The following is a 26,139-nucleotide window of genomic DNA, read 5'->3' as shown; positions in this document are numbered from 1 at the left end:
TTCCTTTTATTATCCTCTATATAATTAAGGAGATTTAATTTTTAATTGTTGTTACATCTATTTAGGCTTAGCAACTTAATAATTGCACAATCTCAATTTTTCTAAACCCGATTTAACGAAAATCCTTCTTTTGTTTTTCCAAATAGTCATCCGATGAATATGGGCTAGAGTACAATATTCATCGGATGACTTCAATAGATGCCAAAAAAGATTGAAGTGATAGCAGGACTTTCCTCTAAAAAGAGCTTTAAACCTGCTTTTCAAATTTTTCGATTAAACATAATAGAAAATTAACATATACCGCTTTGGTTTTTGGTATATAAAAGCCTATATTTGCATAATAAACATCATAATTATAGCTATGAGTCAAGAGATATTAGAAGTTTCTGTAATGGTTGATGAACAATTTGATATGAAGTTTAATTGGCTAGAAGGCGCTTTTGGATTAATCCTTAAAGTTTTTGGCAAATAAATTTAGGAGTTGATCGTTTTTTACTAATCGAGTTCCTCAACTCGAAAGGTACTTTTTGCTTCATTTTTTGATTCTAAAAATTTTAACCTAGGAGTCTCAGTACTCACTTCTCCATACTCACATCTCTTTTTACTATCTTTGCAGCAATGAGTAGAAACAGAAAAAATGCTGAGCCAATCCGTATTACAGGATTAAGCATTATTGATATTGCAGAAGAAGGAAAAGGTGTTGGCAAAGCCGATGAATTAGTGATTTTTGTTGACAAAGCCGTTCCTGGCGATGTGGTAGATATACGTGTAGTAAAAAAGAAAAAGAACTTTGCAGAGGCCATTGTAGAAAATATCCAAACACCATCTGAGCTTCGTCAAGATCCATTTTGTAGTCATTTTGGTACTTGTGGTGGTTGTAAATGGCAGCACATGGAGTATGATGCCCAACTAAAATTCAAACAAAAAAATGTAGAGGCCGCCTTACAGCGTTTGGCAAAAATTGATACTTCTACAATGGAACCAATTTTAGGTTCTGCAGCAAATAGATATTATAGAAATAAATTAGAATATACTTTTTCAAATAAACGTTGGTTAAATGCAACTGATATGGAATTTGAAGCTGAAGGAAGAGAAATGAATGCCTTAGGTTTTCACGTTCCCTTACGTTTCGATAAAATATTGGATATTGAACACTGTTATTTACAAGCAGAGCCAAGCAATAGCTTACGTTTAAGAGTACGTGAGTATGCTCTAAAAAACGACATTAGTTTTTACGATTTACGTAATCATGAAGGTGCATTAAGAAACTTGATCATCAGAACATCTTCAACTGGAGAGGTAATGGTGGTGGTGGTTTTTGCCTATGCAGAGCAGGAGCAAATTAATGGTTTAATGGAACATTTAAAAGTTTCATTCCCAGAAATTACAGCTTTACTTTATATAGAAAATCAGAAGAAAAACGATACAATTTTTGATCAAGAAGTAATTACTTACGCAGGTAGAGACCATATTTTTGAACAAATGCCTGTAGATAATGGCGTAGTGAAATTTAAAATTGGAGCTAAATCATTCTATCAAACTAATTCGGATCAGGCTTATGAATTGTATAAAATAACTAAAGAGTTTGCCGGTTTTAAAGGTGATGAATTGGTGTATGATTTATATACCGGAGCAGGAACAATTGCTAATTTTGTAGCTGGTAACGTAAAACAAGTAGTAGGTATAGAATATGTGCCAACAGCTATAGAAGATGCAAAGTTTAATTCTGAATTAAACGGAATTAATAACACCATTTTTTACGCTGGTGATATGAAAGATATTTTAACGGGTCATTTTATTGCAGAACATGGCAAGCCAGATGTAGTAATTACAGACCCGCCACGGGCTGGAATGCATACTGATGTGGTAGAACGTTTATTGGAAATGGAAGCTGAAAAAATTGTTTATGTAAGTTGTAATGCAGCCACACAAGCAAGGGATTTAGCTTTGTTAAAAGAAAAATACGATGTAGTGCGTATCAAACCTGTAGATATGTTCCCACACACGCAACATGTAGAAAACGTAGTTTTATTAGAACTAAGGTCATGAACAAAATTTGGATTTATTTCTTAGCGTTCGCTGTATTAGCTGCCTGCAAAGGCAAAGTTAAAACAGAAGAAAAAGTTGATGTAAAGATTGATTCTCCTCAAGTGAAAATCGATATAGATACGACAGAGCAAGAAATAGATACCGTATTATTAGCGACAAAAGACACTGCATTTGTGGTTAAGGATAAATTGATTAAAGATGACATGGGCGATAAACGTGAGGAGTATGTCATCAACGTTTTCTTTAGTAATGCCAAGTTTCCAAAATTGACTTACAACAGTGCTATTGGAGCAGATTTAGCCTTGGTTGGGGATTTAAATGGCGATGGTTTGCCAGAATTACTTTTAAGACCAGATTGGTTTAGCAGCTGTTGGGCAAGCATAAATCTATTTTCCCTAAAAGGAAATACTTGGAAATTGATAAAAAAAGGAAGTATGTATTTCTGTTCTGACGAATACCCATTACCAAAAAGAGTAGTTAAAACTGAAACAGGTTATGGTCTATTAACCGATAGCTTAGCAGATGATAAATTTATTACGATAAAAAGAGAGATTAAGTTTTAAGAATATGGAGAGTGAAGAGTTATTGGGCAATTTAAGCTCAGATGAAAATGGTGCACCAAAAAAGGAGAAGAAAAGTCCGTTGGTTAGTTTAGAGAAAGATTTAACATTCTATGCTGATTCGATTAAAGAAGTAGCGGTTGAAATAATGATGGAAGGAATTTCTTTAAATCCGATTTTCATTGCTCACCAACACGAAGTTAGCATTGGTGAAATTATATTAAATAGAGCCGATTTAAATACAGATTGGACTATTCAGGCCTCAACTTTAGAAGAATTTATTCAAAAAGGAATTATTCATCCTGATAAGAAAGAACAATTTTTAAAAACTTACAAAAAGCCAGAAAATTACATGTGTGTTTTTGTGATTGTGCCAGAAGGAGCAAACTTTGTTTATTATCCTTATCCGAAAGCAAAGTAAGCTCATAGTCCATGGTCTATGGACCATCAGCCATTATCCAAGAAAATGAAAGCCAGTATTGCATCCACAACACTGGCTCTCCGAAACTTAAAACTAAACTAAAAGAAGTCTAGTTAATACGACTAATATCACCACTTCTTGAAGAAGTAGTTTTCTTTAATGCCGCATTACCTTTGTAATTAACATCACTGCCGCCACTAGCGCCAGCTTCTAATCCTTTATTTACATATATATTCGCATCGCTACCACCACTTACATTAACCTTTGCATAATTAACAACATATCCAAGAGCATCAATGTCACTGCCACCACTAGCCGAGGCATTCATGTTTTCTCCACTTCCTTTTAATTCGGCATCACTACCGCCACTAATACTTAAATTAAGATCTTTTACTGTTAATGTCAGTTTTAAATCAGAACCACCACTAGCCCTTAAGTTTAACAAGTCGGTTTTTAAAGTGTTTTGAGTAAAAACATCGCTACCACCACTTGCTGTTAAAGCTTTTAACGATTTATAATTTACATATACTTTGATACTCTGGTTTTTAAATAATCTACTCCAATTCACACCATCTTTATATTTAATCTTCACATCTGTGCCAGTCTGTTCTACAATAACATCTTTAATCAGGTCGTCATCACCTTTAATAGTTAATGTTTCTGTAGTTCCTTGTGTTAAATACAAATCGATTCCGCTGCTAACTGTAATGCCGTTGAAGTTTTTTACACTAACATTTTTGCTGTTTTGTGCATTTGCAATGCCATTGCCAGCTATAATTATCGATAAAGTAAGGGCACTAGATTTAAGTACATTAATAAAATTCATATATTTTTTGCTTTAGGTTGTAGTTATTAGACACATAAACACCACAAAACGTTGCAAAAAATTGAAAATATTTTTTTGTGTTTGTTTTTGAGGCTTAAAATCGTTCTTTTGCATAGCGATAATTGCCCTAGACTATGCCAGAAAATCAAGTACTTATTTTAGATAAAAAGCAAATTGAACAGAAAATCAACAGAATAGCATATCAAATTCTGGAAGATAATCTGACTGAAAAAGAGATTGTTTTAGCAGGTATTTGGGACCGTGGTTATAAACTAGCCATAAGATTAAAAACAGTTTTAGAATCTATAGCAACTTTTAAGGTTACTTTACTTCGTGTAGACTTGGAAAAGCAAAACAGTAAACTGGTTGCTAAAACAGATTTAGGCGAAAGTGAATGGAAAAATAAAGTTATCATTCTGGTAGATGATGTTTTAAATAGTGGAAAAACCTTGGCTTATGGCTTAGGCGTTTTCTTAAACACACCACATAAAAAAATAAGAACTGTTGTTTTGGTGGATAGAAGCCATAAGATTTTCCCAATTGCAACAGATTTTGTGGGTTTAGAATTAGCAACAATTTTAAAAGAACATGTAGATGTGGTAATGGATGTAGAAGGAGAAGAGGACAGAGTCTACTTGAGTTAGCATAGTTTTGTATTCTTTGTAGCCCCCTCTCCTTTGGAGAGGGTCGGGGAGAGGCTTACCTTTCCCGTTTCCTTTTGCTCATATAGTCTTCAATAGCTGCTTTGGTGGTAAGCCAATTTCTGCCTTCTTTATAGGCGTCAATTTTACCTGTTCTGGCTAATAAGCTCACATACTCTTGACCGTATTTTGCGCCTGGTTCCTCTACTATAGAAGAAATAGGTTCGTAATTATAATAATTACCAGGTAAAACATTTAAATAAATATTTAAAGAACGCTCTAAAGCTTGCAACATTAATAAGCAGAGTTTGTGGTAGCTTCCCTTGTTTGCTTGGTTCAAAGCCTCATAGTATTTTTTCCTGTCGTTTTTTAAAATAATGGCAGGTGGAAAACCTTTACGCATCAAAAGTAAATTCATGGCAAGCCTAACAGTACGCCCATTGCCGTCAAAAAAAGGATGTATCCAAGCTAATTTATGATGGAAAATTGTGGTTAGTATCAAGTTATCTAAACCTAAAGGATTTTCATTTACAAAATCTATTAATTCATCAAAAAGGATAGAAGCTTTGCTCGCATTTGGCGGAGTAAAATTTGCTCCCATGATACGAACACCGCCGTTTCTTAAGCGACCAGCAAAATCGTCTTCAATGCTGCGTAATACAAAACCATGTAGATTTAAAATATCAATACTGCGTAAAGTATAATTTTCATTTACTAAGGTATATAAATACTCAATGGCCTTTTCATGGTTATGTACCTCAAAATGCTCCCTTAAAGATTTACCCCTAATGGTAATTCCTTCTTGTAGAATTAATTGGGTTTCTCGTAAGGTAATGGTGTTTCCTTCAATGCTGTTAGAATTATAAGTCCATTCTAAGGTTAAATCTTCCTTAATTTTTACCAATGCGCTGCTAGGCAAAGGTCTAGCTGCATCAAGCTTTGCCTTTTTTTCATACAACCTGTCTATTTGAGGTTGTAGCTCTTGTAAATCTTCCAGATTAAATTCCCACACACACAAATGTACTAATATCGTTTAAGGATAAAGAATATTTATCCGATATTAAAAATTTTTTTACAAAACATTGCATCTCAATAGCTTCAATTGTTAAAATCTCAATATCATTTTATGTATTTTTGTGATTGTATTTTTAGCAAACTGAAATGGCATACGATTTAAACGTCACAATTGATAAATCTTCGGGCTTTTGCTTTGGTGTTGTATATGCCATAGATATGGCAGAAGATATACTCGACAACGAAGAATACCTTTATTGTTTAGGTGATATTGTGCACAACGATGAAGAGGTAGAACGTTTAAAAGCTAAGGGTCTTCGAATTATAGACCATGAGCAATTACATCAGCTAAAAGATGAAAAAGTATTAATTAGAGCACATGGTGAAGCACCTTCTACGTACGAATTAGCTTTAAAGAATAATTTAACGATGATTGATGCTTCTTGCCCAGTTGTTTTAAAACTACAAAATAGAATAAAAAACTCTCATGACGATGAGGAGCAAATTCTGATTTTCGGAAAGCATGGTCATGCAGAGGTTATTGGATTGCAAGGGCAAACAAATGGTAAAGCAATTGTTTTTCAAGATTTAGCAGAGCTTGATGAAATGGAATTGCCAAACAAAATAACCTTGTATAGCCAAACCACAAAAAGCACAGATAAATTCTATCAAATTAAGGACGAGTTGTTGAAAAGAGGATTTGACTTAAAAGCTAATGATACCATTTGCAGACAGGTTTCTAATCGTTATGAGGAGTTAGAAAATTTTGTAGCCGATTATGATAAAATCATCTTTGTTTCAGGTAAAAAATCATCAAACGGAAAAGTGCTTTATGATGTATGTAAAAAGTATAATCCTAATTCTTATTTTATCTCAAATGTAGAAGAGTTAGACAAATCTTGGTTTGCTAAAAATGATAAAGTTGGCATTTGTGGCGCAACATCTACTCCAATGTGGTTAATGGAAAAAGTGAAATCTGCATTAGAAAATCTTTCGTAAATAGCTGAAAAATCCATCCCTTAATGAAGATTAAATTTATTTTAGTTCTCCTTTCTATATTTTCTACTTTTTCAGTTCTAGCTCAAAACGCAATTATTAAGGGTAAAATAACCGATGACTTTACCAACAAACCTGTTGTTGGAGCTACAATTTCCATCCAGGGCAAAACCAATAATGCACTTACAGATAGTTTAGGGAATTATAGTTTGTCGGGTTTATTACCAGGTGTTTATAATTTGCAAATCAATTTTATTGGCTTTAAATCTAAAACTGTTTATGATATCACTGTTAGTAATGCAAAATCAACTATTTTGGACATTAGTTTGGAAACTGAGGTTAGTCAACTTAATGAAGTTGTAGTTCAAAGAGCAAAATTTATTAAGCCAATAGAAAGTCCTCTTTCTCTTAGAACAATTGGCTCTACAGAAATAAAACGAAATCCTGGAGGCAATAGGGATATTTCGAAAGTTATCCAATCCTTGCCAGGTGTTTCTGCTCCAGTAAGTTTTAGAAATGATATCATAATTCGTGGTGGTGCACCAAATGAAAATAGATTTTATATAGATGGTGTAGAAATTCCAAATATCAATCACTTCACTACGCAAGGGTCCTCTGGAGGTCCAGTTGGATTAATAAATGTTGATTTTATAAAAGAAGTTGATTTTTATTCTGGCGCTTTTCCTGCTGCAAGAGGAAATGCATTAAGCTCTGTTTTTGAATTTAAGCAGAGAGATGGTAATCCTGATAAAATGGGTGCGTCTTTAACTATCGGTTCAAGTGATTTTGCTACAGTAGTTGAAGGACCGATTAGCAAAAAGACAACTTATATGGCTTCGTATCGGCTGTCGTATTTACAAGGGCTTTTCAAGTTATTGGGTTTGCCATTTTTGCCTTCTTACCAAGATTTTCAGTTTAAGATTAAGACGAAATTCAATACTAAAAATGAGTTAACCATCCTAGGTTTAGGTGCTTTAGATAAAGCTGTACTCAACTTCAATACTGAAAAAACAGAAAATAATTTATATACCATTGCCAATTTTCCTGAGAACAAACAAAACAACTATACCATTGGAGCTGTATATAAAAACTATAGAGAGAAAGGGTTTTCTACTATTGTTTTGAGTAGAAATTATCTGAAAAATGAGGCCTACAAATTCCAAGACAATGACGAAAACAAAATTCAAACCTTAAATTATCAATCTACAGAAACTGAAAATAAATTAAGAGTTGAAAATTCATCTCGTGAAGGGAAATACAAGATAAATTTTGGTGCAGGCATAGAAACTGCTGATTATACCACAAATAGCTTACAAGTTTTACCTGGTGGAACTGAAGGTTATGTTTCTGCCATCGATTTTATTAAGTATGGCGCTTTTGGACAAGTTAGTGCACCATATCTAGCAGATAAACTAAATCTTTCTTTTGGATTAAGGTTAGATGGTAACAGTTTTAGTTCCAAAGGAGAAAACCCTTTTAAGACGCTGTCTCCAAGGTTTTCAGCATCTTATAATTTTAATGAGAAAGTTAGCTTTAATTTTAATACTGGTATTTACTATCAGTTACCTGCCTACACTGTTTTAGGTTTTAGAAACAACACAGGTGGCCCGTTGCTTAATCAAAATGTAAATTACATCCGCTCTGCACAAGTTGTTGCTGGTTTAGAATATAATACCTTAAAAAACACCAAGTTTACTGTCGAAGGATTCTTTAAAAACTACAGCCGCTATCCTATGGTAAAAGTTTTTGGTGATGTAATTCCGTTGGCAAATTTGGGTGCTGATTTTGGTGTTGTAGGAAATAAACCAGTTGTTGGCGAAACTGATGGAAGAAGTTATGGCTTAGAGTTTTTTGCGCAACAAAGATTAAATAAGGGGTTTTATGGAATTTTTGCTTTAACGCTCTTCTGTAGTGAGTTTAAGGATAAATTGGGAGAATATGTGCAGTCAAGTTGGAATAATCGCTATATCTTAAGCATGACAGCAGGGAAGATTATCCCTAGAAACTGGGAGATTGGCGCTAAATTTCGCTTAGGTGGTGGCAGTCCTTATACACCTTATGATATTGCTTATTCTTCATTAAAAAGTAATTATTCTATATTTCCTCAAGGTGTACAGGATTATGATAGGCTGAATGACAATAGATTAAAAGGGTTTTATCAATTAGATGTTAGAGTAGATAAAAAGTATCCTTTTAAGAAATTTAACCTTAACGTATATTTGGATATTCAAAATTTGACTTACAATAAATACGAAACACAATCGCAGTTAGTATTAGATAGAGATGCAAATGGAAATGCACAAGATGCAACAGGAGATGTAACTCGATTTAAAACTAAATTGCTAACAAATACTAGCGGTAATATATTGCCAACAATTGGTGTAATATTCGAATTATAATTATGGGAAAGAAGGGAGTTTTATTAGTTAATTTAGGTACACCAGATAGTCCAGAAGTGCCGTCAGTTCGTAAATATTTAGACCAGTTTTTGATGGATGAAAGGGTTATCGATATCCCAAAATTCAACAGAACTTTATTGGTAAAAGGAATTATTGTTCCTTTTAGAAGTCCTAAAACGTCAAAATTATATAAAGAAATTTGGAACGAAAACGGTTCGCCACTTCTCCATTACAGTAAAATTCAAGCTAAATTGTTGCAAGAAAAATTAGGTGATGAGTATCATGTAGAATTAGCTATGCGGTACCAAAGCCCATCCATAGAAAGTGCATTGGCCAATTTAAAAGCTGGTTTAGTAGAAAGCATTAAGGTTATTCCAATGTTTCCTCAATATGCATCAGCAAGTTCTGGTTCTGTTATGCAGTTGGTTATGGAGTTGGTAAGTAAATGGCAAACTGTTCCGCCAATATCTTTCATCAATTCTTTCCATGATAACAAACAAATGATTGAAGTTTTTGCGGAAAATGCAAGGAAGCATCAACCAGAAAATTATGACCATGTGTTGTTTAGTTTTCATGGGTTACCCGAAAGACAATTACTTAAATGCGATCATACAGGAAGTTATTGTTTGAAAAATTCAGATTGCTGCGAAACCTTAAATGATACTAATAAATTCTGCTATTCTGCACAGGGTCACGACACAGCGAGATTATTGGCGGCGGAACTAGGTATCTCAAAAGAAAATTATACGGTTTGTTTTCAATCTCGTTTAGGTAAAGAACCTTGGGTTCAACCTTATACAACCGATGTTTTAAAGAAATTGGCAGCCGAAGGAAAAAAACGCTTGTTAGTTTTTAGTCCAGCATTTGTGGCAGACTGCCTAGAAACTCTATATGAAATTACAGTAGAGTATCATGAAGAGTTTAAAGAATTAGGAGGCGAACATGTTCAATTGGTAGAAAGCTTAAATGATCATCCTAAATTTATTGAGGCGCTAGCGGAAATGGTTAAGTCTTAATTTCTGTTTAAGGTTTCAATAATCATTTCTGTTGCTCCTTTTTTCTCTTTAACATAGTTTTTCGCATCGGCGGATGCCCTTTCGTTTGCTTTAAAATCTTCAAAAGCAGCAATTAATTCATCAGCAGAAGAAATACTTTTTGCAGCTCCAATTGCTATTAAATCTTTTGCTTCTTGAAACTTATCATATTTGGGGCCAAAAATTACTGGTAACCCAAATGCTGCGGCTTCTAAAGTGTTATGAATACCAACTCCAAATCCACCACCGATATAGGCCAATTTGCCGTATTGATATAGAGAAGAAAGCATTCCGATATTATCGATAATTAAGATTTGGGATGAAGTTGCTGAAACCTTCGAACTAAAAACTGAAAACCTGGTTGCTTTTGGAAATAGACCTTCAATTTCTCGAATATGATTTTCTCCAATTTCATGTGGCGCAATTATAAACTTCCAATCTGGATACTTCTCAGTTAATAAAACCAAAAGTTTTTCATCTTCTGGCCAAGTACTACCAGCTATGAAAACCCTAGAGTTACCACAGAAAGTTTCAATTAACTCTAATTTTTTTGGTTGTTGAGCATTTTCATAAACTCTATCAAAGCGTGTATCTCCTGCTAAACTTACCTCATTTATTCCGATGCTTTTCAATAAAGAAACGCTTTCTTCATTTTGCACAAAAAAGTGAGTAACATATTTTAAGATATTTCGATAAAAGCCACCATAGCTTTTGAAGAAAGTTTGATCAGATCTAAAAATTCCAGAAATTAAAAAAAGTGGAATCTGGTTTTTGTGTAACTCCTTAAAATAATGAAACCAAAATTCGTATTTGGTAAATATGGCTGATTTTGGATTTACTAATTCTATAAATCTTTTTGCATTTGAAGAGGTATCTAATGGTAAATAAAAAACATCCGCCAAAGCGTAATTCTTTCTAATTTCATAACCAGAAGGGGAAAAAAAGGTGACTACTATTTTTTGGGAAGGATTTTCGGATTTTAATTTTTCTAAAACAGGTCTACCTTGCTCAAATTCTCCTAAAGATGCAAAGTGAAACCAAATTGGCCTGTCTTTAACATTCACTTTTTGGGCTATGTTTTCAAATACGTTTTTCCGTCCGTTTACAAAAAGCTTTGCTTTTTCGTTAAAAAGTGATGCAAGCTTTAATAATAAGCCATACATTACTATTCCAATATTATAAATCCAAAGCATTTTGCGTCTTATTTCTTATCTTCGTCGCAAGATAAATCAATAAATTTAAAACCTTCGAATATTATATGAAGAATGCAGGTATTTGAGTTTAAAAGGTGATTAATCGACGATATAATAATCTCAATTTTAATTAGAAAATAATGGCAAAAATATTAGTTACTGGTGGAGCAGGATATATTGGGTCTCATACGGTTGTTGAGCTTTTTAATGCTGGATACGAAGTAGTTGTGGTAGACGATTTTTCAAATTCAGACCCTAAGATGTTGGATCAAATTGAAAAAATTTCAGGAAAAAGACCTGAATTTGCAGAATTAGACTTATGTAATGAGCAAGCAGTTAATTCATTTGTTAGCCAACACAAAGATATTGATGGGGTAATTCACTTTGCCGCATTTAAGGCTGTAGGCGAATCAGTACAACAACCTTTAAAATACTATCGTAATAATTTTTACTCACTAATTAATATTATAACTGCCTTTAATAGCAAAATTAAATTAGTTTTTTCTTCATCTTGCACGGTATATGGCCAGCCAGATAGTTTACCTGTGACAGAATTTGCCGCTGTAAAAAAGGCGGAATCACCTTATGGTAACACAAAACAAATTGCAGAAGAAATTTTGCAAGAAACTTGTGCGGTAACGCCAGACTTAAAAGTTATCGCATTACGATACTTTAATCCAGTTGGTGCACATAAATCTGCCTTAATTGGCGAATTACCTATTGGTGTTCCTCAAAATTTAATTCCTTTTATAACCCAGTCTGCAATTGGAAAAAGAGGTGCAATAACCGTTTTCGGTAGTGATTATAATACGCCTGATGGTTCTGCAATTAGAGATTATGTTCATGTTGTAGATTTGGCAAAAGCTCACGTTGCTGCAATTAAAAAATTAGAAACACAGAGTGTTGATAATTACGAAGTTTACAATATTGGAACGGGAAAAGGAAGTTCTGTATTAGAAATCATTAATGCGTTTGAGAAATCGACTGGTGAGAAATTGAATTATGTGATTGGAGCTAGAAGAGAGGGAGATGTTGAACAAACTTATGGTGATGTTGAGAAATCTAATAAAGAATTAAACTGGAAAGCTGAATTAGGTATTGAAGAAATGATGAGTTCGGCTTGGAATTGGGAAAAATATTTAAGGGATAATCCTTTTTAGATGAAGCTAAGTGAGCACAAAGATTTAAAAGTTGAGATTTTAGCTTTACCTCCAAAAGAGAAAGATAAACTCTTACTTCGCTTGGTGGCAAAGGATAAGGTGCTTACAGAACATCTGCATTTTTTATTATTGGAAGATGAGAGTAATCTAAGAGATAGGGTAATCAACATTAAAGAACTTATTTCGCAAAACCTGCAAAACTTTAAGTCTGCAAAAAGTGTGAATCCTAAAGATGTTTTAGCTAATTTACGTAAATTGGCTAAGGCAGTTAATCATAATTTTAGAGTAACCAAGGCCGGTTTTGAAGATGTAGAATTGAGATTATTCTTATATAACAATACAATAACCGAGTTTAAATCAGGTCTTTTTTCATCTTATAAAAACTACGAGGAGCTTTTTGCAAAGTTTTTTATAAAATCTACTTTAATAACCTTGCGCAAGTTTGGAAAGTTGCACGAAGATTTGCAATTTGATTTGAAGAATGAAATGGACAATTTACTAAAGAAAATATATACTGGAAATATGGCAAGGATAGCTAAAGAGTTAGGTTTGCCGCAGGAACTTTAAAAAATGAAGAAGATTTTAATTACAGGTGGTGCAGGCTTTATAGGCTCGCACGTTGTGCGAAGGTTTGTAAATAACTACCCCCAATATGAAATAGTTAATTTAGATGCATTAACTTATGCGGGCAACTTAGCTAATCTTACTGATGTAGAGAATAAATCCAATTACAGATTTATAAAAGCCGATATTACCGATGCAGCAGAAATTAACAATCTTTTTAAAGCTGAGAATTTCGATGCTGTAATTCATTTGGCAGCAGAATCTCATGTAGATCGCTCCATTGTAGATCCAACTGCATTTGTAATGACTAATGTGATAGGTACTGTTAATCTTTTAAATGCTGCCAGAGAGTTTTGGAAAGGTAATTATGCAACGAAACGTTTTTACCATGTTTCTACAGATGAAGTTTACGGAGCATTAGGCGAAACTGGAATGTTTACAGAATCTACAGCTTATGATCCTCATAGCCCATATTCTGCATCAAAGGCTAGTTCTGATCACTTTGTGCGTGCCTATCATGATACTTACGGATTAGATGTTGTTATTTCTAATTGTTCTAATAATTATGGGTCACATCATTTTCCTGAAAAATTAATCCCATTGGCCATAAATAACATAAAGAATAATAAACCTGTTCCTGTTTATGGAAAAGGTGAAAATGTTAGAGATTGGCTTTGGGTAGAAGATCACGCAAGAGCGATTGATGTAATTTTTCATCAAGCTAAAACAGGACAAACCTATAATATTGGCGGTCATAATGAATGGAAAAACCTAGATTTAATTCATTTGTTATGTACTATTATGGATCAAAAATTGGGAAGAGCTCAAGGAGAATCTGCTAAATTAATCACATTTGTAACTGACAGAGCAGGCCACGACTTGAGATATGCAATTGATTCAACAAAACTTCAAAACGAATTAGATTGGGTGCCAAGCTTACAGTTTGAGGAAGGTTTGGCAAAAACGGTAGATTGGTATTTAAATAACGAGGATTGGTTAAATAATGTAACTTCAGGAAATTATCAGGCATACTATGATAATCAATATAAAGGGAGGTAATTTTGTTCAATTGGTTTAAAAAGAAAAAAGAACCAGAATTTGATTTTTCAGTGATTGGAACAGATATGCACTCGCATATTTTACCAGGTATTGATGATGGAGCAAAAAACATCGATGACTCCATATTGCTAGCCAAGCGTTTTAAAGCCTTAGGTTTTAGAAAATTAATTGCCACGCCACATATCATGGCCGATTATTTCCGTAATACGCCTTCAACAATTAATAGAGCGTTGGATGTATTACGAGAAGGCTTATTGCAAAATAACATTGATTTAGAAGTTCATGCAGCAGCAGAATATTATCTAGATGAAACCTTTGAGAGTAAAATAGAAAAAAAGGAAGTGTTAACTTTTGGGGAGAATTACCTTCTTTTTGAATTATCTTATATCAATGCTCCTCATAATTTGTTTGAAATTATTGCCAAAATTCAAGATGCTGGTTATCAGCCTGTCTTGGCCCATCCAGAAAGATATCCCTATTATTATAACTCTATAGAAAGTCACCAACAAATTAGGGAGACTGGCTGCTTGTTGCAGTTAAATACCATTTCCTTAACAGGATATTATGGTAAACACAGCAAATCAACAGCAGAAGAACTGTTAGACAATTACTGTGTGAATTTTCTAGGGACCGATATGCATCATCTTCGCCATGCAGATGCTTTAAAAGAATCCTTAAATTCAGAAAGACTCCAAAATTTATTGGCCCAGCCTCAAATAAATAATTTGTTGTTGTAGAATTTTGCTGTAAACTGCCAATTGAAAACTGAGTTATTCGTATCTCAATGCTTCAACAGGGTCTAATTTTGATGCTTTCTTAGCAGGATAATAACCAGAAAGTATGCCTATTCCAACGCACAATGCAAAGCCTATCATAATAAATATCCATGGCATTAAAAAAGCACCTCCCATAGATAATGAAATTAAATTTCCAATTCCAACACCTAACAGGATGCCAAAAAATCCTCCAAGTAAGCAAATCACAATAGCTTCAATTAAAAACTGTTTTCTAATTACAGATGGATTTGCTCCAATAGCTTTTCTAATTCCAATTTCACGTGTTCGCTCAGTAACTGATACCAACATTATGTTCATCAACGCTATGGATGCTCCTAAAAGAGTTATGGCGCCAATAGCAATTCCACCAATCACTACATATTTTAAGTTTTCATCTAAAGTTTCTGCGACAGAATCACTTTTGGTAATCTCAAAGTTATTTGGTTGACCAATTTTAACCTTTCTTATATTTCTAAACTCTGAAGTAGCTTCACCAATTACATTATCCATTAATTCTTTACTTGGCACATTAACTGTTATGGTGTACGATGGGTTTGAATTGGAATTAATCAGCTTTGCTTTATATAAAGGGACATACACTGCTCTATCGGTATTCGGGCCCATTCCTGAACCTTTTTCAGCAAGCACACCAATAACTTTAAACTTATTGTTGCCTACATTAATTACTTTGTCTAATGGAGTTTCCTTTTTGAAAACTGTTTTGGCAATCTCACTTCCAATGATACAGATGTTGTTACCTAAAGTGGCTTCAGAATTTGTGAAATTTCTTCCCAAAGAAAGATTCAAACCTTGAGAGCCTAAACCATTTTCATCAATACCTTGTACATTAATATTAGGATTTGTTTTTTCTTGCTGATACTTAACTGTTGAACCTCCACTGGCAAATACACTTACAGAAACATTTGCAGGTGCATTTAATCGTTCTTTAAATTTCATTGCATCTTCATAACGAATTGATTTAAATGGTTTTGGCCTTTTGCCATTTCCAATTCTAATACCACTTCCTCTATTTCTAATATTAAATGAATTAGCTCCCATGCTAGAAAAAGCTTCTGTCATGCTTGTTTTTATGGCATCGATAGTAGTTAAAATACCAACTAAGGCAGACAAGCCAATCGCGATAATTAACGCAGTAAGAATGGTGCGAAGGCGATTACTTTTGATAGATTGTAGTGCAAGTCTTACGTTTTCGGTATAAGTCATTTGATGTAAATAAATACGAATTAGGAGTAAAAATAAAAAGTCCCGCTGTTAAGACAACGAGACCTGTTAAAATGTTACAAATATAATGTGCTTAAACTGAGAAGCTAGTTCCACAACCGCAAGAGCTAGCTGCATTCGGGTTGCTAAAAGTAAATCCCCTTGAGTTTAAACCATCTTGCCAATCAACCTGCATTCCTAATAAATACATTTGATGTGCTTTATGCATAAATATCTTAATTCCATCAACTATAAATTCTTGGTCGCCATCTTTCTTTTGGTCAAAACCTAAAACATAGCTCATTCCAGAGCACCCACCACCTTCAACTCCAACCCTTAATCCAAAATCATCAGCTATTTCTTGTTGGTCTTTAAGTTTCAAAAGTTCCTTAACCGCAGTTTCTGTAAATGATACAGGTGCAAAAGTAGTTTCTACTGTGTTACTCATATTTTTATAATTAGTACCTACAAATATAAATATTAATGTACATTTTTGTTCGTTGCACTTATTAATATTACGGTATTCAAACAAAATAGAATGAACCTCACCTACTTTTTTACTCAAGTTGCCATTATTGCATTTGGCGGAATAATAACTGTTGTTGCAGCCTATTTTTTATTAAAGAATGATATTCAGAATTATTTCAGATTTAAAACTTTAGAAGCGAATAAGGATAGTCGTGGCTCACTTTTTCCCCTTCGTCTGCAAGCATATGAGCGGTTAATTATTTTTACAGAACGAATTAACCCCGCAAATCTTTTAGTAAGGTTACATCAACAAGGCATTGGCGTTAAAGAATTACAGGCGATTATATTAAATGATATCAAATCAGAATATCAACACAACATCACTCAACAGCTTTATGTTGATTCGGTAAGCTGGAATGTAGTTCGTAAATTAAAGGATGATACCATTGCAATGATTAATAATGTGGTGCAAGGGCTGCCAGAAACGGCAACTGGTATAGACATTAGTAAAAAGGTTTTGCAGCACATGAGTGGGATAGAAGAAAATCCGTACGATTTAACAATAGACCATCTTAAAAAGGATATACATAAATTGTTTTAATAGGTTAATTGTTTAATCGTTTAAACTGGTTAATTGAACAGTTAAACAATTAACCTCATCTACAGTTAACCGAAAAGTATGAGCAAGAAATTTACCACAACATCAGGAATTGAAATAAAGGATATTTATACTTCTGCCAAACCCATAACAGAAACTCCAGGCGAATTTCCATTTACCAGGGGGATACAAAAAGACATGTATCGTGGACGATTATGGACTATGAGGCAATATGCTGGTTTTTCAACCGCCGAAGAATCCAATAAACGTTATCATTATTTGTTGGCGCAAGGTACAATGGGTTTGTCTGTTGCATTCGATTTGCCAACACAAATAGGTTACGATTCCAACCACGAAATGGCAGATGGAGAGGTCGGAAAAGTTGGGGTAGCGATAGATTCATTAAAAGATATCGAAATTCTTTTCGATGGAATAGAGCTAAAGAAAATAACAACATCTATGACAATCAATGCCACGGCTTCTATTTTATTAGCGATGTATATCGCATTAGCTAAGAAACAGGGGGCAGATTTAAAGGAAATATCTGGCACCATTCAAAACGATATATTAAAGGAGTACGCTGCTCGTGGAACATATATTTATCCACCGAAAGCATCAATGCGTATCATTACAGATATTTTCGAGTATTGTAGTAAAGAAGTGCCAAAATGGAATACCATTTCTATTTCCGGTTATCACATTCGCGAAGCAGGTTCTACAGCTGTGCAAGAATTAGCTTTTACTTTAGCAAATGGAAAAGCTTATTTAAATGCTGCATTAGAGAAAGGATTAGATATTAATGTTTTTGCAAAGCGATTATCATTCTTTTTCAATTGCCATAATAATTTCTTTGAAGAAATTGCCAAGTTTAGGGCAGCTAGAAGGATGTGGGCAAACATTACAAAATCTCTTGGCGCAATAGACGAAAAAGCAATGATGCTGAGGTTTCATACACAAACAGGAGGCTCAACACTTACAGCTCAACAGCCATTAAATAATGTAATTAGAGTTACTAATCAAGCAATGGCTGCGGTTTTGGGCGGAACACAATCTTTGCATACGAATGGTTACGATGAGGCTTTGTCTTTGCCAACTGAGGCTGCGGCAAAAATCGCATTGCGTACACAACAGGTTATAGCTTTTGAAAGTGGGGTAACTGATACAGTAGATCCATTGGCAGGTTCTTATTTTGTAGAGACACTGACAGATGAGATTGAAACTGCAGCACTTATATATATCGATAAGATAGATGCAATGGGTGGTTCTGTAAATGCAATCGAAAATGGATACATCCAACAGGAAATTGCAAACTCGGCTTACCAATATCAAAAAGAGGTAGAGAGTGCAGAGCGAATCATCGTTGGCGTTAATAAATTTACTCAAGAAACAGAAGCTATTACTGATACCCTAACCATAGATGAAAGCATCAGGATTATCCAAACAGAAAAAATAAATAAGCTCAAAGCAGAAAGGAATAATGAAAAGGTTTCTTTAGCGTTAAATAACTTAACAGAAGCTGCCAAATCCAATGGCAATTTAATGCCTTTTATCCTTGTTGCAGTAGAAGAATACGCTACATTGGGCGAAATAGCAGATTGTTTAAGAAACGTGTTTGGGGAATATTAATTTGTGGTTAAAAAATAGTTATCAACACAAAAAATTTAGGTTAAGTAGTTTATGATACTGCTTCTGAACTACTTACAAATTAATTAAAAAAAATGTTCTTTTTGTTGATAATTTTTTGAATATTCGATGTTCCAAAAGGGCACCTCCGTAATGTCCTTATTAGAACTGAAAACCAACAAATTAACGAATAACAATGGAAAAAACTTGTACCGAAGTATGGAAGAACTGTCTCCAAATAATTAAGGATAACATTCCGAACCAAAGTTTCAAAACCTGGTTCGAACCGATATCAGCACTTAAATTAGAAGGAAAGGTTTTAACCATCCAGGTGCCTAGTTTATTTTTTTACGAATGGCTTGAAGAACACTATGTGGGCTTGCTTCGTAAAACAGTAAAAAAGCAATTGGGAGATGAAGGAAGATTAGAGTATAATATCGTAGTCGACAAGTCGTCGAACACAGGCTCTCCTTACACAACAAATATGCCCTCAAACGGAAATGGGGCAGAAGCAAAAATGCAATCAATGCCAATTCCTGTATCAATAAATAAGGATATCAAAAATCCTTTTATTATACCTGGATTGAAAAAGTTAACTGTAGATCCACAGTTAAATCCAAATTACACTTTCGAAAACTATGTTGAGGGAGATTGTAATAGATTAGCTCGTTCTGCAGGATATGCCGTAGCGGCAAAACCAGGCGGCACTTCATTTAATCCATTAATGATTTATGGTGGTGTGGGCTTAGGTAAAACGCATTTGGCACAAGCTATTGGTAACGAGATTAAACGTAGCATGCCTGATAAATTGGTTATCTACGTTTCTTGTGAAAAATTCTGCCAACAGTTTGTAGATTCATTAAAGAATAATACCATTAACGATTTTGTAAACTTTTATCAAGCAATGGATGTAATCATTATGGATGATGTACACAACTTTGCAGGTAAAGAAAAAACTCAAGATATTTTCTTCCATATCTTTAATCACTTACATCAATCAGGTAAGCAGGTTATCTTAACGTCAGATAAGGCACCTAAGGATTTAGCGGGATTAGAGGAAAGATTATTAAGCCGTTTCAAATGGGGATTATCTGCAGATTTGCAAGTGCCAGATTTGGAAGTTCGTATCGCTATTCTTAGAAAGAAAATGTATGCTGATGGCATTGAATTGCCAAGCGATGTGGTAGAATACGTAGCGCACAATATTGATAACAATGTACGTGAACTAGAAGGAGCAATGGTTTCTTTACTAGCACAGTCTACGTTGAATAAAAAAGATATCGATTTGGCCTTGGCTAAACAGATGTTAAAGAACTTCATCAAAAATACTTCTAAAGAAATTTCAATGGAATACATCCAGAAATTGGTGTGCGAATACTTTGAAGTTCCTGTTGATATGGTTAAATCACAAACTCGTAAACGCGAAATTGTACAGGCTCGTCAAATTTCAATGTATTTGTCTAAAAGCCATACCAAATCTTCATTAAAAACAATTGGTGCTTTTTTTGGAGGTAGAGACCACTCTACGGTAATCTACGCTTGCCAAACAGTTGAAGATTTAATTGAGACAGATAAAAAATTCAAAGCTTATGTTAACGATATTCAGAAAAAACTGAAAATGAGTTAGTACCTAATCGGCATTGCGAGGAGGAACGACGTGGCAATCTATTTTGCTGTGTTTTTAAAAATTGAGTTTAACAAAAAATGCCCTGAATTTTCAGGGCATTTTTTGTTAAACATTAATTAATTTACACATGCATCAATCCATAATACAAAGCGGCAACATGTAAAGCTTGGTCTATTTTATTATCCTTTAAAAGTTGCTTCACTTCTTCAATTGTATATTCCTCAACATTTAAAATCTCGTGTTCATCTAAATGTTGTTCGTGAGTTTTAACGCCACCTTTTAACAGATAAGTAAAAGTCTTGTTGGTTGATGTTGCAGGATTAGGATATAGCGTAGCAATTAATTCACAGCTTTCAAAACTATAGCCAGTTTCTTCTTGTAATTCTCGTATTATTCCAGCTTCTGGTTCTTCGCCGTCATCAATAACTCCACCTGGTACTTCTAAAGAGATTATATCTGCCGCAAAGCGATATTGTCTTACTAGAATTATTTTGCCTTCTATTGTTAGTGCAACAGCATTCGCCCAATTTGGATATTCAAGTACGTAATAATCGTCCTTAATACTTCCATTTTGTAATTTGCAAGTATCAACTCTTAAAGTAGCCCACTTTTCTTTTACTAAATATTTAGAAGCAATTTTTTGCCACTTTAAAATTTCCATTTATTTATAAATATTGTTGAATTATTTTTTGACGATGCATGTTTACCAAATGCACAATTTTATGCTTGTTTGATAAGTGCTCGTAAATTTGATTCAATTTCGGTGCGATAATTTGATTTTGTTCTATGCTAGTGCTTAATTGATAATACAAAAATTCACTTAAAGAATCTAGTTTTTCAGCAGGGAGGTCAGATTCATTTAGCCATTTTTCAAAGGAAGAATTATCCTTGTTATATAATATAGAATTAGAAAGTGAAAAGCTATTCAACATTGTTTCATTAAACAGTAATTCTGCTTCGTCTAACTTAAGCTCAAGTTTTAACCCCATTATTCTGGCTAAAACCTGAGCAAGCTTTTCTATTTCTGCTGTAATTAGGTCTCTTCTGTACATATGATATACTTGTATGTCAATGTAAAATCGTAATTCTTAAATAGTAAATTAAACTTACCAACTACCACTGCTACCGCCACCACCAAAACTTCCACCTCCAAATCCGCCAAATCCTCCTCCACCACTGCTTCCGCCTCCAAAACCACCACCAAAACCACTTCCGCCAGAATTACGACCACTGCCTCCTAATAATGCTCCAAACAATAGGGCTTCTGCAACACCACGTCCGCCAATAACTTGACTTCCGCCACCGCCACCACCTTTTCTAATAACAACTGCGATGATAATAATGATGATGAGCACAATAAATCCTGCGCTGCCTCTGCCACCCCGTGATTTAGATTTTGGATTATCATTTTTGTATTCGCCCTTAATTACCGAAATAATCGAATTAGTTCCAGCATCAATCCCTGCATAATAGTCACCGGTTTTAAAAAATGGCTTGATATCATTTTCTATAATTCTTTTGGTGTATACGTCAGGTAAAGCACCTTCTAATCCGTATCCAGTTTGGATAGACATCTTTCTATCACCAATGGCAATTAATAAGATAACACCATTGTTTTTTCCTTTACCGCCAATTCCCCATTTGCGACCAAGTTCAAGGGCATATTCATTAATATCATAATCCCCAACTGTCTTAACCAGTACTACAGATATCTGATTAGAAGTCGAATCGTCCAATGCAACTAGTTTTTGCTCTAATTGTTGTATTTGACCGGCACTTAAAGTGTTGGTATAATCGTTAACCAGTGTATTTGGTTTTGTAGGAAACTCTTGGGCAGAAGCAAGAAAATAACCAAAAGTAAATAAAAGTAAGAGTGCTAATTTTTTCATTTTATTTGGTTTCATCTTGGTCCATATAAATAATGTCATTCGGCAGCTCATTTACATCACCACTTTGATAAGGAAAAAATAAGGCAAGTTTCTCACCAGCAAGTGCTACTCCTGCAATAATTCCTTCAGCAATATTGCCACTTAAAAAATGAGCTTTCATTGCAACTTGTGTTGTTTCCCAAAAATCATCTGGTACAACTGTATCAATTCCTCTATCGCCAATAATAGCAAATTTGTGGTCGGCATAAGCTAAATAGATAAGTACGCCATTGTGTTGCGCTGTTTTATCCATGCCTAACTCGGCAAAATATTCGGTTGCTCTTTCGAAAGCACTGCCATGGCAGTTTTTTTCTACAGCTATTCTAATTTCTCCTGAAGTTGCTTTTTCAGCATCTGCAATGGCATTGGCTATTAATTCTTGTTCTTCTGTTGTGAAAAAAGGCATATAAATGTTTTTATAAAATTAAAGGGTAACATGTGTTCTGTTATTAAAACACACATTACCCTAATTATGTTATTTTACAACTAAAATGCTACAGTTGGTGCTTTTTCTGCGCCTACTTCAGCAACAAATCCTGACTTCTCTTTGAAGCCAAACATTTTTGCCCATATATTGCTTGGGAACGACCTAATGCTAGTGTTGTATCCTTTAACAGCATCATTGAAATCTTTACGAGATGTTGCGATTCTATTTTCGGTACCTTCTAAGGCAACAGAAAGATCGCTAAATTGTTGAGTAGCCTTAAGTTCTGGATAGTTTTCTGTTAAAACCATCAAACGACTTAAAGCTTGTCCTACTTGACCTTGAGCTTGTTGATATTTGGCAATATTTTCAGGTGTTAATTGACTTGGGTCTACTTTTATCTGACTAGCTTTAGCACGAGCTTCAACAACGGCGGTTAATGTACCCTGCTCAAATTTTGCAGCACCTTTTACGGTACTCACTAAGTTAGGTATTAAATCAGATCTACGTTGATACTGTGTTTCTACTTGGCTCCATTTGTTCTGGACCTCAACATCGGATGCAACTAAACCATTGTAGCTATTACACCCACCAATTAGTGCTATTAAAATTACAACTCCAATTATTCCAAAGATTACCGGTTTTTTCATTTCTATTTTTGTTTTTTAGGTTTCTATTTCAATTTAGATATCAATATTCATACCTTGTTACTAAAGAAGACAAAATACTGACAAGTTGCCATAAATGCTACACTAATATACTAAATAAAGCCTAATTGCAAATCTTGTCAAAAACTGTCAACTGTAATTTGAAAACTGTATTTTTGTACTATTCGAGATAAAAACTCGACATGAACTATGCAAAAAGAAATCGAAATCACCATTGCTCCAGAGCATATTGCTAATGAGCAAATCATTCTTCAAAACCTTTCTAGAGCTTTAAAGGTTGATATTTCTACAATCAAGCATCACGAAGTTTTAAAACGTTCAATAGATGCTCGTTCACGAAAAGTCATTTATCGCTTACAGGTAAGGGCATATATTGATGATTCTCCAATTAAGGAAGAATCTATAATTACTTACCAAAAAGTAACGGATACTAAAACAGTAATTATAGTTGGCGCTGGCCCTGCAGGGTTGTTTGCCGCTTTACAATGCATCGAAAATGGATTAAAACCAATCGTAATAGAAAGAGGTAAAGATGTTAAACAGCGTCGAAGAGATTTAGCAGCTATCAATAAACAAGGATTGGTAAATACCGAATCTAATTACTGTTATGGCGAAGGTGGTGCAGGCACTTATTCTGATGGTAAGTTATATACTCGTTCCAACAAACGTGGAGATATCAATAAGGTATTGCAAATTTTTGTACAACATGGTGCTGATGAAGATATTTTAATTGACGCTCGTCCACATATTGGTACAAATAGACTCCCTCATATTATTACTGCAATTAGAGAAACAATTCAAAATGCAGGTGGTGAGGTGCTTTTTGATTCCAAATTAACAGATTTCATCATTGATGATGTAAAGATTAAAGGCGTAATCATTAACCAAGAACAAGAGCTCTTGTCAAATTCAGTTATCTTAGCAACAGGTCACTCGGCAAGAGATATTTACGAATTACTTCATCAAAAGAATATCTTAATTGAAGCTAAACCTTTTGCATTAGGCGTAAGGATAGAGCATCCTCAGCAAATTATTGATAGTGCTCAATATCATTGCGATATAAGAAGTGAATTTTTGCCTCCTGCATATTATAGTATGGTAGAGCAGGTAAAAACCAGAGGCGTGTTTTCTTTTTGTATGTGTCCAGGGGGGATAATTGCTCCCTGCGCTACCGGACAAGACGAAATTGTGGTAAATGGTTGGTCTCCTTCTAAACGAAATAATCCTTTTGCTAATTCTGGCACCGTAGTTCAGGTTACTTTAGATGATGTACAAGGTTATGATCCCTTGAGGATGTTAAACTTTCAATCTGAGATAGAACAGCTAGCTTTTGAAGCCGGCGGTGGCAATCTTGTAGCTCCCGCACAGCGGATGATAGACTTTGTAGAAAACAGATTGTCCATCGATTTGCCCAAAAATTCTTACTTACCGGGTACAAAAAGTGTGATGTTAGATAATATTCTGCCAGAATTTGTAGCCTCAAGCTTAAAAGCAGCATTACCATTGTTTGGCAAAAAGATGAAAGGTTATTATACAAATGAAGCCATTTTGGTCGGTGTAGAAAGTAGAACTTCTTCCCCTGTTCGTATTCCTAGAAATAAAGAAACCTACCAACATCCACAAATTAATGGTTTATATCCTTGTGCAGAAGGCGCAGGTTACGCAGGTGGAATTGTCTCTGCTGCCATAGATGGTGTCAATTGTGCAAATGCCATTTTAAACAATTAATAATTTTAAACGTTATAACTATAAATTATCCTATTTATGATAAATTTAGTGGACGAACTCCAAAAAGCATATAATGGCGATGCTTGGCACGGTGGCAATGCATTGAGTTTGCTTGAAACAGCTAATGCAGATAAAGTTTTCACGCATCCCATACCGAATGCACACTCCATTGCAGAGCTTGTTTTGCATTTAACATCTTGGACAGAAGAAGTGCTGGACAGAATAAATGGAGGAACTGCAAAAGAACCCATAAGGGGAGATTGGCCAATTCCTACAAAAATGTCAGAAACCGAATGGAATGAAATATTGAATCAATTTAAGTCTGCCAATCAAAAGCTAATAGAAACTTTAGGTGATTTAAATTTTTCTCACTGGTCAAATGAGGTAAAAGATGAACGAAATCCTTCATTAGGTTCTGGAGTAAATAATGCCCAACTCATTAACGGATTAATTCAACATCACGCTTATCATTCAGGTCAAATTGCTTTATTGTTAAAATTTTAGAATCATATTATGAAAAAGACTTTAATTATAGGAGCAACTCCAAACGCAGATAGATATGCTTATAGGGCGGCTCATATGTTAACCGCTAAAGGACACCCAATTGTTAACATAGGAGTTAAACAAGGGGAGGTAGCGGGCGTTAAAATCGAAAAACCTGAAACTCCTTATAACGATATAGATACAATAACCTTATATATAGGTCCTGATATACAAAAGAATTATTTCGATTATATATTAGAAACTAAACCTAAAAGAGTAATTTTTAACCCAGGCACAGAAAATCCTGATTTCGAAAAAATGCTCGACTTACATGATATAGAACCTGTTGAAGCTTGTACATTGGTGTTATTAAGTATAGGTCAGTATTAGAAAAGCAAATTACTGCATCTTTTTACGGAAAGTCCCGCCAATCACTACAATCTTTTTGTGCAACTTCTGTTAATTCGTTCGATGAATAACATCTACAATGCAAATATTCATCGGATTAATAAATTGGCACTGTAAAAAGTATTTACGTTAATGTCGGGTTTAGGTGGCAAAACCAGTGCTAATAACAACCTTTTCCCTTCCATCGCCATATCCGAAATTGCTAATCATAAATTTTTCCTATTGTTATTCATATAGTTAGGTATTTAATTGCAAATAAAAGCTGTGTGAT

28 protein-coding genes are annotated in these 26,139 nt (G+C 34.3%); 18 read left to right on the top strand and 10 right to left on the bottom strand.

Features of this window, described 5'->3' with window-relative positions; all coding sequences use genetic code 11:
- The first annotated feature begins 361 nt into the window (after positions 1 to 361).
- From R2Q59_RS10620 to R2Q59_RS10605, 4 genes are all read left to right on the top strand, one after another.
- Positions 362 to 472 carry a phenylalanyl-tRNA synthetase subunit alpha gene (locus tag R2Q59_RS10620; protein WP_316785485.1) on the top strand — a complete coding sequence of 37 codons (111 nt, stop codon included), beginning with the start codon at positions 362 to 364 and terminating at the stop codon, positions 470 to 472.
- Between the two features lie 146 nt (positions 473 to 618).
- Positions 619 to 2,049 (top strand): 23S rRNA (uracil(1939)-C(5))-methyltransferase RlmD, encoded by a 1,431-nt coding sequence (rlmD, locus tag R2Q59_RS10615; RefSeq protein WP_316785484.1) that lies wholly within the window; start codon positions 619 to 621, stop codon positions 2,047 to 2,049.
- The gene (locus tag R2Q59_RS10610) at positions 2,046 to 2,612 is read left to right on the top strand and encodes a hypothetical protein (protein WP_316768682.1); all 567 of its coding nucleotides are present in this window, start codon (positions 2,046 to 2,048) and stop codon (positions 2,610 to 2,612) included. The genes rlmD and R2Q59_RS10610 overlap by 4 nt, the downstream gene beginning before the upstream one ends.
- A gap of 4 nt (positions 2,613 to 2,616) precedes the next feature.
- Positions 2,617 to 3,030 (top strand): hypothetical protein, encoded by a 414-nt coding sequence (locus R2Q59_RS10605; RefSeq protein WP_316768680.1) that lies wholly within the window; start codon positions 2,617 to 2,619, stop codon positions 3,028 to 3,030.
- Between the two features lie 109 nt (positions 3,031 to 3,139).
- Here R2Q59_RS10605 and R2Q59_RS10600 read toward each other — a convergent pair whose 3' ends face one another.
- Positions 3,140 to 3,856 (bottom strand): head GIN domain-containing protein, encoded by a 717-nt coding sequence (locus R2Q59_RS10600; protein ID WP_316785483.1) that lies wholly within the window; start codon positions 3,854 to 3,856, stop codon positions 3,140 to 3,142.
- A 134-nt stretch (positions 3,857 to 3,990) separates the two neighbouring features.
- On the opposite strand from R2Q59_RS10600, the gene R2Q59_RS10595 reads away from it, so the two are divergent.
- Complete coding sequence (locus R2Q59_RS10595; protein ID WP_131552386.1) at positions 3,991 to 4,500, top strand: phosphoribosyltransferase family protein; 510 nt, start codon at positions 3,991 to 3,993, stop codon at positions 4,498 to 4,500.
- Between the two features lie 55 nt (positions 4,501 to 4,555).
- Here R2Q59_RS10595 and R2Q59_RS10590 read toward each other — a convergent pair whose 3' ends face one another.
- Positions 4,556 to 5,509, bottom strand: coding sequence for a Fic family protein (locus R2Q59_RS10590; RefSeq protein WP_316785482.1), 954 nt, complete (start codon positions 5,507 to 5,509; stop codon positions 4,556 to 4,558).
- Between the two features lie 149 nt (positions 5,510 to 5,658).
- Here R2Q59_RS10590 and R2Q59_RS10585 point away from each other — a divergent pair, with 149 nt between their 5' ends.
- The 3 genes from R2Q59_RS10585 to hemH are packed head-to-tail and all read left to right on the top strand — an operon-like array spanning position 5,659 to position 9,922.
- Positions 5,659 to 6,510, top strand: a complete 852-nt coding sequence (locus R2Q59_RS10585; protein WP_316768673.1) for a 4-hydroxy-3-methylbut-2-enyl diphosphate reductase — start codon at positions 5,659 to 5,661, stop codon at positions 6,508 to 6,510.
- Between the two features lie 23 nt (positions 6,511 to 6,533).
- Positions 6,534 to 8,906 carry a TonB-dependent receptor gene (locus tag R2Q59_RS10580; RefSeq protein ID WP_316785481.1) on the top strand — a complete coding sequence of 791 codons (2,373 nt, stop codon included), beginning with the start codon at positions 6,534 to 6,536 and terminating at the stop codon, positions 8,904 to 8,906.
- A 2-nt stretch (positions 8,907 to 8,908) separates the two neighbouring features.
- Complete coding sequence (gene hemH, locus R2Q59_RS10575) at positions 8,909 to 9,922, top strand: ferrochelatase (protein ID WP_316768669.1); 1,014 nt, start codon at positions 8,909 to 8,911, stop codon at positions 9,920 to 9,922.
- Here the strand turns inward: hemH and R2Q59_RS10570 are convergent.
- Complete coding sequence (locus R2Q59_RS10570) at positions 9,919 to 11,133, bottom strand: 3-deoxy-D-manno-octulosonic acid transferase (protein ID WP_316785480.1); 1,215 nt, start codon at positions 11,131 to 11,133, stop codon at positions 9,919 to 9,921. The two genes, hemH and R2Q59_RS10570, sit on opposite strands and share 4 nt — an antisense overlap.
- Before the next feature lie 140 nt (positions 11,134 to 11,273).
- Between R2Q59_RS10570 and galE the strand changes: the two genes are divergently transcribed.
- The 4 genes from galE to R2Q59_RS10550 are packed head-to-tail and all read left to right on the top strand — an operon-like array spanning position 11,274 to position 14,653.
- Complete coding sequence (gene galE / locus R2Q59_RS10565) at positions 11,274 to 12,293, top strand: UDP-glucose 4-epimerase GalE (protein WP_316768666.1); 1,020 nt, start codon at positions 11,274 to 11,276, stop codon at positions 12,291 to 12,293.
- The gene (locus tag R2Q59_RS10560; protein ID WP_316768664.1) at positions 12,294 to 12,860 is read left to right on the top strand and encodes a hypothetical protein; all 567 of its coding nucleotides are present in this window, start codon (positions 12,294 to 12,296) and stop codon (positions 12,858 to 12,860) included.
- A 3-nt stretch (positions 12,861 to 12,863) separates the two neighbouring features.
- Positions 12,864 to 13,916, top strand: coding sequence for a dTDP-glucose 4,6-dehydratase (rfbB, locus tag R2Q59_RS10555; protein ID WP_316768662.1), 1,053 nt, complete (start codon positions 12,864 to 12,866; stop codon positions 13,914 to 13,916).
- 2 nt (positions 13,917 to 13,918) lie between these two features.
- Positions 13,919 to 14,653, top strand: coding sequence for a tyrosine-protein phosphatase (locus R2Q59_RS10550; RefSeq protein WP_316768660.1), 735 nt, complete (start codon positions 13,919 to 13,921; stop codon positions 14,651 to 14,653).
- Between the two features lie 33 nt (positions 14,654 to 14,686).
- Here R2Q59_RS10550 and R2Q59_RS10545 read toward each other — a convergent pair whose 3' ends face one another.
- Entirely contained in the window at positions 14,687 to 15,916 is a 1,230-nt protein-coding gene (locus R2Q59_RS10545) for an ABC transporter permease (RefSeq protein WP_316785479.1), read from the bottom strand.
- 91 nt (positions 15,917 to 16,007) lie between these two features.
- Entirely contained in the window at positions 16,008 to 16,361 is a 354-nt protein-coding gene (locus R2Q59_RS10540; RefSeq protein ID WP_131552396.1) for a HesB/IscA family protein, read from the bottom strand.
- A gap of 90 nt (positions 16,362 to 16,451) precedes the next feature.
- On the opposite strand from R2Q59_RS10540, the gene R2Q59_RS10535 reads away from it, so the two are divergent.
- The 3 genes from R2Q59_RS10535 (at position 16,452) to dnaA (ending at position 20,229) form a co-directional block, all read left to right on the top strand.
- A complete protein-coding gene (locus R2Q59_RS10535; RefSeq protein ID WP_316785478.1) occupies positions 16,452 to 16,982 on the top strand; it encodes a hypothetical protein in 531 nt (176 codons plus the stop codon).
- 78 nt (positions 16,983 to 17,060) lie between these two features.
- Positions 17,061 to 18,605, top strand: coding sequence for a methylmalonyl-CoA mutase (locus tag R2Q59_RS10530; protein WP_316785477.1), 1,545 nt, complete (start codon positions 17,061 to 17,063; stop codon positions 18,603 to 18,605).
- 193 nt (positions 18,606 to 18,798) lie between these two features.
- Positions 18,799 to 20,229, top strand: coding sequence for a chromosomal replication initiator protein DnaA (dnaA, locus tag R2Q59_RS10525; RefSeq protein ID WP_316768653.1), 1,431 nt, complete (start codon positions 18,799 to 18,801; stop codon positions 20,227 to 20,229).
- 121 nt (positions 20,230 to 20,350) lie between these two features.
- On the opposite strand, the gene R2Q59_RS10520 is transcribed toward dnaA, so the two are convergent.
- From R2Q59_RS10520 to R2Q59_RS10500, 5 genes are all read right to left on the bottom strand, one after another.
- A complete protein-coding gene (locus tag R2Q59_RS10520) occupies positions 20,351 to 20,890 on the bottom strand; it encodes an NUDIX hydrolase (protein ID WP_316768651.1) in 540 nt (179 codons plus the stop codon).
- Between the two features lie 4 nt (positions 20,891 to 20,894).
- The gene (locus R2Q59_RS10515; protein ID WP_316785476.1) at positions 20,895 to 21,281 is read right to left on the bottom strand and encodes a hypothetical protein; all 387 of its coding nucleotides are present in this window, start codon (positions 21,279 to 21,281) and stop codon (positions 20,895 to 20,897) included.
- Between the two features lie 54 nt (positions 21,282 to 21,335).
- Positions 21,336 to 22,118: a TPM domain-containing protein gene (locus R2Q59_RS10510; protein ID WP_316768648.1), complete on the bottom strand. Its 783-nt coding sequence runs from the start codon at positions 22,116 to 22,118 to the stop codon at positions 21,336 to 21,338.
- Position 22,119: 1 nt separating this feature from the next.
- Positions 22,120 to 22,563 (bottom strand): TPM domain-containing protein, encoded by a 444-nt coding sequence (locus R2Q59_RS10505; protein ID WP_131552405.1) that lies wholly within the window; start codon positions 22,561 to 22,563, stop codon positions 22,120 to 22,122.
- A gap of 80 nt (positions 22,564 to 22,643) precedes the next feature.
- A complete protein-coding gene (locus R2Q59_RS10500) occupies positions 22,644 to 23,231 on the bottom strand; it encodes a LemA family protein (RefSeq protein WP_316785475.1) in 588 nt (195 codons plus the stop codon).
- A gap of 207 nt (positions 23,232 to 23,438) precedes the next feature.
- Between R2Q59_RS10500 and R2Q59_RS10495 the strand changes: the two genes are divergently transcribed.
- Genes R2Q59_RS10495 through R2Q59_RS10485 form a run of 3 tightly spaced genes read left to right on the top strand, consistent with a single transcriptional unit; the run spans position 23,439 to position 25,850 of the window.
- A complete protein-coding gene (locus R2Q59_RS10495) occupies positions 23,439 to 24,977 on the top strand; it encodes an NAD(P)/FAD-dependent oxidoreductase (RefSeq protein ID WP_316785474.1) in 1,539 nt (512 codons plus the stop codon).
- Between the two features lie 36 nt (positions 24,978 to 25,013).
- Positions 25,014 to 25,481 carry a DinB family protein gene (locus R2Q59_RS10490; RefSeq protein WP_316768640.1) on the top strand — a complete coding sequence of 156 codons (468 nt, stop codon included), beginning with the start codon at positions 25,014 to 25,016 and terminating at the stop codon, positions 25,479 to 25,481.
- A gap of 9 nt (positions 25,482 to 25,490) precedes the next feature.
- Positions 25,491 to 25,850: a CoA-binding protein gene (locus R2Q59_RS10485; protein ID WP_316768638.1), complete on the top strand. Its 360-nt coding sequence runs from the start codon at positions 25,491 to 25,493 to the stop codon at positions 25,848 to 25,850.
- The last annotated feature ends 289 nt before the right edge of the window (positions 25,851 to 26,139 follow it).

The sequence above is a fragment of the Pedobacter frigiditerrae genome (genome assembly GCF_032678705.1).
Taxonomy (GTDB): Bacteria; Bacteroidota; Bacteroidia; order Sphingobacteriales; family Sphingobacteriaceae; genus Pedobacter; species Pedobacter frigiditerrae_A.
This window is presented reverse-complemented; position numbering and strand designations above follow the sequence as displayed.